Raw genomic sequence first — 7,507 nt, forward strand, 5'->3', positions numbered from 1 at the left:
TCCCGCGCCGCCTTTACGCCAAGCGGCGCTGCGGCGCGTTGACAGCCCGTCGGGACCGCGCGATGGGGTCCGCCCCCGCTTCTCAGGACCCGAAGATGGACCTCTCCGCCCTTCAGCCCCGTATCGAGGCGCTCTGGGAGCGCCGTGCCGACCTGACCTCCGCCACCAGGGGCGAAGACCGCGACTCCATTGAGGCGGCGCTGGAAGCGATGGATTCCGGCAAGGCCCGCGTCGCCGAGCCGGACGGGAATGGCGGCTGGCGGGTGAACCAGTGGCTGAAGCAGGCCGTGCTGCTTTCCTTCCGGCTGGAGGACAGCGTGCCGATGGATACGGCCGCGGGTGCCTATGACAAGGTGCCGCTGAAATTCGCAGATTGGGGCGAGAACCGCTTCAAGGAGGCCGGTTTCCGCGCGGTTCCGGGCGCCGTGGTGCGCCGCTCCGCCTATATCGCGCCGGGCGTGGTGCTGATGCCGAGCTTCGTCAATCTCGGCGCCTATGTGGACCGCAACACGATGGTGGACACCTGGGCCACGGTCGGTTCCTGCGCGCAGATCGGGAAGAACTGCCACCTCTCCGGCGGCGTCGGCATTGGTGGCGTGCTGGAGCCGCTGCAGGCCAATCCGGTGGTGATCGAGGATGACTGCTTCGTCGGCGCCCGTTCCGAGGTGGCCGAGGGTGTGATCGTCGAGCGCGGCTCCGTCCTCTCCATGGGCGTCTTCCTCGGTGCCTCCACGAAGATCATCGACCGTGCGACGGGCGAGGTCTTCGTCGGGCGCGTGCCGGCCTATTCCGTGGTGGTGCCCGGCAGCCTGCCCGGCAAGCCGCTGCCGGACGGCACGCCCGGACCGTCGCTCTACTGCGCGGTGATCGTGAAGCGGGTGGACGCGCGTACGCGCGAGAAGACCTCGATCAACGAGCTGCTGCGCGACTGATGGCAGCCGATCCCCTTCCCATCGCGCAGGATCTCATCCGCTGCGCCTCCGTTACCCCGGCGGATAACGGCGCTATCGCGGTGCTTGAGCGGGCGCTGGAGCCGCTGGGCTTTCAGTGCACGCGGCTGCGCTTCGGGGAGGTGGAAAACCTTTTTGCGATCCGCCGCTCCGGCGGCAACGGGCCGCATCTCTGCTTTGCCGGGCACACCGATGTGGTGCCGCCAGGGGAGGGGTGGGCGCATCCGCCCTTCGCCGCGACGGTCGAGGACGGGGTGCTCTACGGGCGCGGCGCGGTGGACATGAAGGGAGGCGTGGCGGCCTTCGTCGCGGCCGCCGCCGATGCGGTGGCCAGCGGAACGGCCGACAAGGGCACGCTCTCCTTCCTCATCACCGGAGACGAGGAGGGCGAGGCGGTCGACGGCACCACCAAGGTGCTGGACTGGATGGCGGAGAACCATCTCGTTCCCGACATGTGTCTGGTGGGCGAGCCCACGAGCAAGGTGCGGCTGGGGGACACGATCAAGATCGGCCGCCGCGGCAGCTTCTCTGCCGAATTCACCATCCACGGCATGCAGGGCCACGTCGCCTATCCCGAGCGTGCGGACAACCCGATTCACCGGCTCGGGCGGGTGCTCTACCGGCTCACCGAGAAGCCTCTCGACGAGGGGACCGAGTGGTTCCAGGCCAGTACCCTGCAGGTCACCACGGTGGATGTCGGCAACCCCACGAACAATATCGTGCCGGCCAAGGCCTTCGCCCGGCTGAACATCCGCTTCAACCCGACGCATTCCGCCGCGAGCCTGGAGGCCTGGATCCGCCGCATCCTGGCGGAGGAAGCCCCGAAGCACGAGGCCAGGTTCTCCTGCTCCGGCGAGGCTTTCCTGACGGAGCCCGGCCCCTTTGTGGACGCGCTGCGCCGCGCCGTGCGGGCGGAAACGGGGGAGGAGGGAACGCTGGACACAGGCGGCGGCACTTCCGACGCCCGCTTCATCACCCGGCTCTGCCCGGTGGCGGAGTTGGGCGCGGTGGGCAGCACCATGCACAAGGTTGACGAGCGCACGCCCGTGGACGAACTGCGCCGCCTCGCCGCCCTCTACGGTGCGGTCATCCGGGAGTGCCTGGGCTGAATACTCCCATTGTCTCCGCGGAGGCCCAGATCGTCGCAGGCCTCCGGGCCGCTTGGCTGCTTGGCCAGGGCAAGGAAGAAGGGCTGCGCTTTGCCCTTCTCTCGACGCAGGGCGCGGCGCGCTCCTTCTGGGCAGGCGCCTTCTGCCTTGTTCCATTCCTCCTGATCCGTGCGCGCGGCGGTGACGCGCTGCTCGATGCCGGCCTGCCGCTTGAACTGATCGGCTATGTGCTGGGCTGGGTGGTGTTCCCGCTGGTTTCCGTCGCGCTGGTGGATGCTTCCGACCGCGGGCCGCTCTGGCCGCTTTTCATCGCGGCCTGGAACTGGACCAACCTGGCGCAATACGCCGCGCTTCTTGCCGCGAGCTTGGTGGCTCCCCTGATACCCGGGGGCCTCGGCTCGGCATTGACCCTGGTCGCCTTTGGCTATGCCATTTGGCTCGAATGGTTCGTCACCCGGGCGGCGCTTCGGATCAGCGGCCCGCGCGCGGCGGTCTTCGTGCTGCTGGATATGATGATCGGACTGTCCATCGCCTCGGTGGTAGCCCGCCTCGGCGGCTGATTCAGCGCCGTCCGGTCATGCTGCGGCCAGACTGCACGGCGCCCTCCCCGAAGCGGGACCGCAGCGCCTCCATGGCCGCCCAGCGCGCGGCGCGGCGCGGCGCCTCGGGGTCGGCCAGGTCGCCCCTGTCGGCACTCGCGCCCTCCACCAGCGGCTGGGCGCCGATGCCGATCAGACGGAAGGCCGTGCCATCCGCCTCCCGCGCCAGGAGCGGCTTGGCCGCGGCATAGATCGTCTCCGGCACCGCGCTGGCGCCGGGCAGGCGGACATGGCGGGTGCGGAGGGCGAAGCGGCTGGTCTTCAGCTTCAGCACCACGCCCCCGGCGGCAAAGCCCTTCTCGCCGAGCCGCCGGGCCAGCTTCTCGCACAGACGCCAGAGGATCGGTTCCATCTCCGCCGGCAGGGTCAGGTCGCGCTCGAAGGTCGTCTCGGCGGAGATTGACTTGGTCTCGCGCTCCGGGCGGACGGGGCGGGAGTCCTCACCCCGCGCGCGGGCCACCAAGCTCGGGCCATCCTCCCCGAAGCGCCGCAGCGCGTCCCGCAGATCCAGGGATTGGAGCTGGCCGAGGGTGGAGAAGCCCATGCCGGCAAGCTTCGCCGCGAAGGCAGGGCCGATGCCCGGCAGGATGGTGACGGCTTCCGGCGCGAGCAGGGCGGCCGCCTCGGCCGCGCCGATGCAGGCCAGGCCGCGCGGCTTGTCCCGCTCCACCGCGATCTTGGCCAGAAGGCGGTTAGGCGCGAGGCCGATGGAGACGGTGACGCCGACCTCTCGCTCCACCTGTCGCGCAAAGCGGGCCAGGGCCACGGCCGGTGGGGCGCCGTGCAGGGCCTGGGTACCGGACAGGTCCAGAACCGCCTCGTCGATGGACATGGCCTGCACCAGCGGCGTCAGCCCTTCCATCAGGGTGCGGATCTGGCGCGAGGCCGCCACGTATTTCCTGAAATCAGGCTTGATGACCACCGCGTCCGGGCAAGCCTTCAGCGCCTTGAACATTGGCATGGCGGATTTCACGCCGCGTGTCCGGGCGACATAGCAGGCGGCGGAGACCACCCCGCGCTGGCCGCCGCCCACGATCACCGGTCGGCTGGCCAACTCCGGGCGGTCGCGTTTCTCGACGCTCGCGAAGAAGGCGTCGCAGTCGATATGAGCAATGGGCAGGGCGAAGAGTTCGGGGTGGGCGGCCATCCTCGCCGACCCGCAGGCCGCGCATCGGCGGCGGTCATCCGTGGCAGTCGTGAAACAGTCCCGGCAGAGCGAGGGCATGGCGCGGCCCTAGCACGGAACGGGAACGCCCGCCCGAGTCGCTCTTCCCGCCGGGATCAGCCCTTATCCCAGAGCCGGGCGGCGCCGAAGACGCCGGAGCTGTCGCCATGCTTCGCCTGGACCAGATTCACCTTCTTCGCGTCCCCGAAAATCCAGCGCGCCATAAGGTCCGGCACATCGGTGTAGAGATGCTGGAAATTCGAGACCCCGCCGCCGAGGACGATCACGTCGGGGTCCATGATGTTCACGATCATGGCCAGGGCGCGCGCCAGCCGATCCGCATGGCGCTCCAGCCCGGCCTGGGCCACGGGATCGCCGGCCCGGGCGCGGTCATCGATGGTGCTGGCGTTGCGGTTTCCCGGCCCGTCCGTGTCCGCGGCCAGGGCGGGGCCGGAAAGGAAGGTCTCCAGGCAGCCATGGCGGCCGCACCAGCATTTCGGGCCGGGGAATTCCTCTGGCTTCATCCAGGGCAGGGGGGTATGGCCCCATTCCCCGGCCACGCGGTTCAGCCCGTCCAGCGGTCGCCCATCGACCACCCAGCCCCCGCCAACACCAGTGCCGAGGATGGCCGCGAAGACCACCGGATAGCCCTTGCCGGACCCGTCCGCCGCCTCGCTCATTGCCAGGCAGTTGGCGTCGTTCATCACCCGGACCTCCCGGCCCAGGGCGGCGGCCAGATCCTTGTCCAGCGGGTTGCCGTTCAGCGCCTGGGTATTGCCGTTACGGACCAGGCCGGTGTGCGGATTGATGCTACCGGGGATGCCGACCCCGACCGTACCCTTCCGCCCCAGTTCCTCCTCGGCCTCCCGCACCAGCGAAACGATGGTCTCAAGGATGGCCGCATAGCCGCTGCCGGTGGGCTTCCGGCGGCGCAACAAGACCTCGCCGGCCTCGTCCAGCGCGACGATCTCCGTCTTGGTTCCGCCAAGGTCTACGCCGAGCTTGATGGTCATGCGCGATGAATGCCGGGGCGCCGCGGCGCCGTCCAGCGGTTGGGCGGTCACAGCCTCGTTCGGTGCGCTGGACTTGCGGCGTTCCAGGTGGTGGATTGGCCGGTCTCATGGCTGCATCCCCGAACCCTCCCAAGCCCGGCGCGCCCAGGGCAGCCACCCCCAAGCCCGGCGAACGGCCCGAAACCGTGCTCGACGTCCAGGGGCTGAGCTGCCCGCTGCCGGTGCTGAAGGCTAATAAGGCCCTCCGCGGCCTGCCTGCCGGCGCGCGGCTGACCGTGCTGGCGACGGATGCCGCCAGCGTGGCCGACTTCCAGGCTTTCTGCCGGGAAACCGGCCATGCCCTGGTCTCCTTCAGCGAAGCGGCGGGCGTCTATCGCTACACGCTGCGCAAGCGGGACGATCCGCCTGCCGGACCCGGGGCAGGGGACGCCGGCTGATGCTGCTGCTGACACACCCGGCATGCCTGCGCCACGAGAACGGCCCGTACCACCCGGAATGCCCGGATCGCCTGCGGGTCGTGATGCAGGCGCTGGAGGCGCAGGAGTTCTCGAACCTCGTGCGCGCCGAGGCGCCCGAGGCGAGCCGCGAGCAACTGTTGCGCGTGCATCCGGCCACCTATGTGGACCGGATTCTCTCCACCCGCCCGGCGGAGGGGGAGAGCGTCCAGATCGACGGCGACACCGGAATGAACGCCCATTCCGCCGAGGCCGCGCTGCGCGCCGCCGGCGCCGGGGTGGAGGCGGTGGACTGCGTCATGAGCGGGGAATTCCCCCGCGCCTTCTGTGCCGTCCGTCCGCCCGGCCATCATGCCGAGCCGGAGACCGCCATGGGCTTCTGCTTTTTCTCCAACGCTGCGATCGCCGCCCGTCATGCCCAGGTCGTGCACGGGGTGGCGCGGGTCGCCGTGCTGGACTTCGACGTGCATCACGGTAACGGCACCCAGGCGGCCTTCTGGAATGAGCCGAGCCTGATGCTCGCCTCCTCGCACCAGATGCCGCTCTATCCTGGCACGGGGGCGCCCTCGGAACGGGGGGTGGGCAACATCCTCAATGTGGGGCTGCCGGCGGGAACGGAGGGTCACGGCTTCCGGCGGGTCTGGGAACATGAGATCCTCCCCGCCGTCGAATCCTTCGCCCCAGGGCTGATCATCATCTCGGCGGGCTTCGATGCCCACCGCGCCGACCCGCTCGCCTCGTTGCGCCTGGTGGAAGCGGATTTCGCCTGGATCACGGAGGCGATTGGCCAACTTGCCAACGTCGTCTGTGGCGGGCGGGTGGTGTCCATGCTGGAAGGCGGCTACGACCTCGGCGCTCTTGCCCGCTCCGCGGCCGCACATGTGCGCGCCCTGATGAGCGCGTGATACCGGATTGATCGAATGTCTGACCCTGAACACTCCCCTGGCCTCCCCGATGTGGAGAGTCTGTCTTTCGAGGAGGCGATGACCGAATTGGAGGGCATCGTGCGCCGCCTGGAAGGCGGTCAGGCCAAGCTGGAGGAAGCGATGGACTCCTATGCGCGCGGCACGGCGCTGCGGGCCCATTGCGAGCGTAAGCTGGCCGAGGCCGAAGCGCGGGTGCAGGCCCTGGTGCCCGGCGCCGCCGGCCCGACCCTGCGGGACGTGGAGTGAGCACGGCGATGTTGCAGGAAGCGATGACCGCCGCGGCCTCCGAGGTCGATGAGGCGCTGGACGGGCTGCTGCCACCGGAGGAGGGGGACGAGCGCTCGCTCTTCGCCGCCATGCGTTACGCCACCATGGGCGGTGGCAAGAAGATGCGCGCCTTCCTGGTTCTCGAGAGCGCGCGGCAGTTCGGCGTGGCCCGCCGTTCGGCGCTGCGCGTGGCGGCGGCGGTGGAAATGCTGCACGCCTATTCGCTGGTGCATGACGACCTGCCGGCGATGGACAATGACGACCTCCGCCGGGGCAAGCCGACCGTTCACCGCGCCTGGGACGAGGCCACGGCCATCCTGGTGGGCGATGCCCTCCAGACCCAGGCCTTCCTCACCCTGGCCGCGCCCGAGACCCATTCGGACCCAGCCGTGCGGGCGGAACTGTGCCTGCAACTGGCCTGCGCCTCCGGGGCACGGGGCATGGTGGGCGGACAGATGCTCGACATGTTGGCGGAGAAGGCGACAAAACCCCTCGACGAGGCCCAGATCGGGCGACTCCAGCTTCTCAAGACGGGCAAGCTGATCGAGTTCTCGGCAGAGGCAGGTGCCATTCTCGGCAAGGCCGCCGCGGCGCCGCGCCAGTGCCTGGTCTTCTATGGCCGAGAGATCGGTGCCGCCTTCCAGATCGCGGACGACCTGCTGGACCTGACCGCGACGCCGGAGGAGGCCGGGAAGGCCACCGGCAAGGACGCGGGCGCGGGCAAGGCGACCCTGCTGGGCCTGCTGGGGCCGGAGCGGGCCCGGGCCCAGGCCGAGCGGCTGGTTGAGCAGGCCAAGAAGCATCTCGATGGTTTCGACGAACGTGCCGACCTGCTGCGCGCCCTCGCCGACCATGTCATCCGGCGGAAGAACTAGCGTTGATTCAGGAACGAACTAAGGAAACCGTCATGAGCTCCGTGCCTGAGACGCCGTTGCTGGACCGGGTTCGCGTGCCTGCGGACCTGCGGAATTTCTCGCCGGAGCAGTTGCGGCAGCTGGCGGATGAGTTACGGGCCGAGACGGT

The 7,507-nt window shown here is 69.6% G+C and carries 9 protein-coding genes; 7 read left to right on the plus strand and 2 right to left on the minus strand.

Translation table 11 applies throughout. The features are described from left to right. Positions 1 to 95: 95 nt before the first annotated feature. Genes dapD through ACO1BU_RS23620 form a run of 3 tightly spaced genes read left to right on the plus strand, consistent with a single transcriptional unit; the run spans position 96 to position 2,619 of the window. Positions 96 to 932 (plus strand): 2,3,4,5-tetrahydropyridine-2,6-dicarboxylate N-succinyltransferase, encoded by an 837-nt coding sequence (gene dapD, locus ACO1BU_RS23610; RefSeq protein ID WP_424138420.1) that lies wholly within the window; start codon positions 96 to 98, stop codon positions 930 to 932. Further along, on the plus strand, positions 932 to 2,059 hold the full coding sequence (gene dapE, locus ACO1BU_RS23615) for a succinyl-diaminopimelate desuccinylase (protein ID WP_424138421.1): 1,128 nt from the start codon (positions 932 to 934) through the stop codon (positions 2,057 to 2,059). The genes dapD and dapE overlap by 1 nt, the downstream gene beginning before the upstream one ends. After that, on the plus strand, positions 2,047 to 2,619 hold the full coding sequence (locus ACO1BU_RS23620) for a hypothetical protein (protein WP_424138422.1): 573 nt from the start codon (positions 2,047 to 2,049) through the stop codon (positions 2,617 to 2,619). The genes dapE and ACO1BU_RS23620 overlap by 13 nt, the downstream gene beginning before the upstream one ends. Position 2,620: 1 nt before the next feature. Here ACO1BU_RS23620 and ACO1BU_RS23625 read toward each other — a convergent pair whose 3' ends face one another. Together ACO1BU_RS23625 and ACO1BU_RS23630 are read right to left on the minus strand one after the other, a co-directional pair. Further along, positions 2,621 to 3,883: a DNA polymerase IV gene (locus ACO1BU_RS23625; protein WP_424138423.1), complete on the minus strand. Its 1,263-nt coding sequence runs from the start codon at positions 3,881 to 3,883 to the stop codon at positions 2,621 to 2,623. 56 nt (positions 3,884 to 3,939) lie between these two features. Further along, entirely contained in the window at positions 3,940 to 4,836 is an 897-nt protein-coding gene (locus ACO1BU_RS23630) for an ROK family protein (protein ID WP_424138424.1), read from the minus strand. A 185-nt stretch (positions 4,837 to 5,021) separates the two neighbouring features. Between ACO1BU_RS23630 and ACO1BU_RS23635 the strand changes: the two genes are divergently transcribed. The 4 genes from ACO1BU_RS23635 to ACO1BU_RS23650 are packed head-to-tail and all read left to right on the plus strand — an operon-like array spanning position 5,022 to position 7,359. Then, positions 5,022 to 5,273, plus strand: coding sequence for a sulfurtransferase TusA family protein (locus ACO1BU_RS23635; protein ID WP_424138430.1), 252 nt, complete (start codon positions 5,022 to 5,024; stop codon positions 5,271 to 5,273). Next, positions 5,273 to 6,196, plus strand: a complete 924-nt coding sequence (locus ACO1BU_RS23640; RefSeq protein ID WP_424138425.1) for a histone deacetylase family protein — start codon at positions 5,273 to 5,275, stop codon at positions 6,194 to 6,196. Before ACO1BU_RS23635 ends, ACO1BU_RS23640 begins: the two co-directional genes overlap by 1 nt. A gap of 15 nt (positions 6,197 to 6,211) precedes the next feature. After that, complete coding sequence (locus ACO1BU_RS23645) at positions 6,212 to 6,463, plus strand: exodeoxyribonuclease VII small subunit (protein ID WP_424138426.1); 252 nt, start codon at positions 6,212 to 6,214, stop codon at positions 6,461 to 6,463. A gap of 8 nt (positions 6,464 to 6,471) precedes the next feature. Further along, positions 6,472 to 7,359, plus strand: coding sequence for a polyprenyl synthetase family protein (locus ACO1BU_RS23650; protein WP_424138431.1), 888 nt, complete (start codon positions 6,472 to 6,474; stop codon positions 7,357 to 7,359). The last annotated feature ends 148 nt before the right edge of the window (positions 7,360 to 7,507 follow it).

Origin of the sequence: Roseomonas chloroacetimidivorans (assembly GCF_049629625.1) — a bacterium.
GTDB classification, from domain to species: Bacteria; Pseudomonadota; Alphaproteobacteria; order Acetobacterales; family Acetobacteraceae; genus Roseomonas; species Roseomonas chloroacetimidivorans.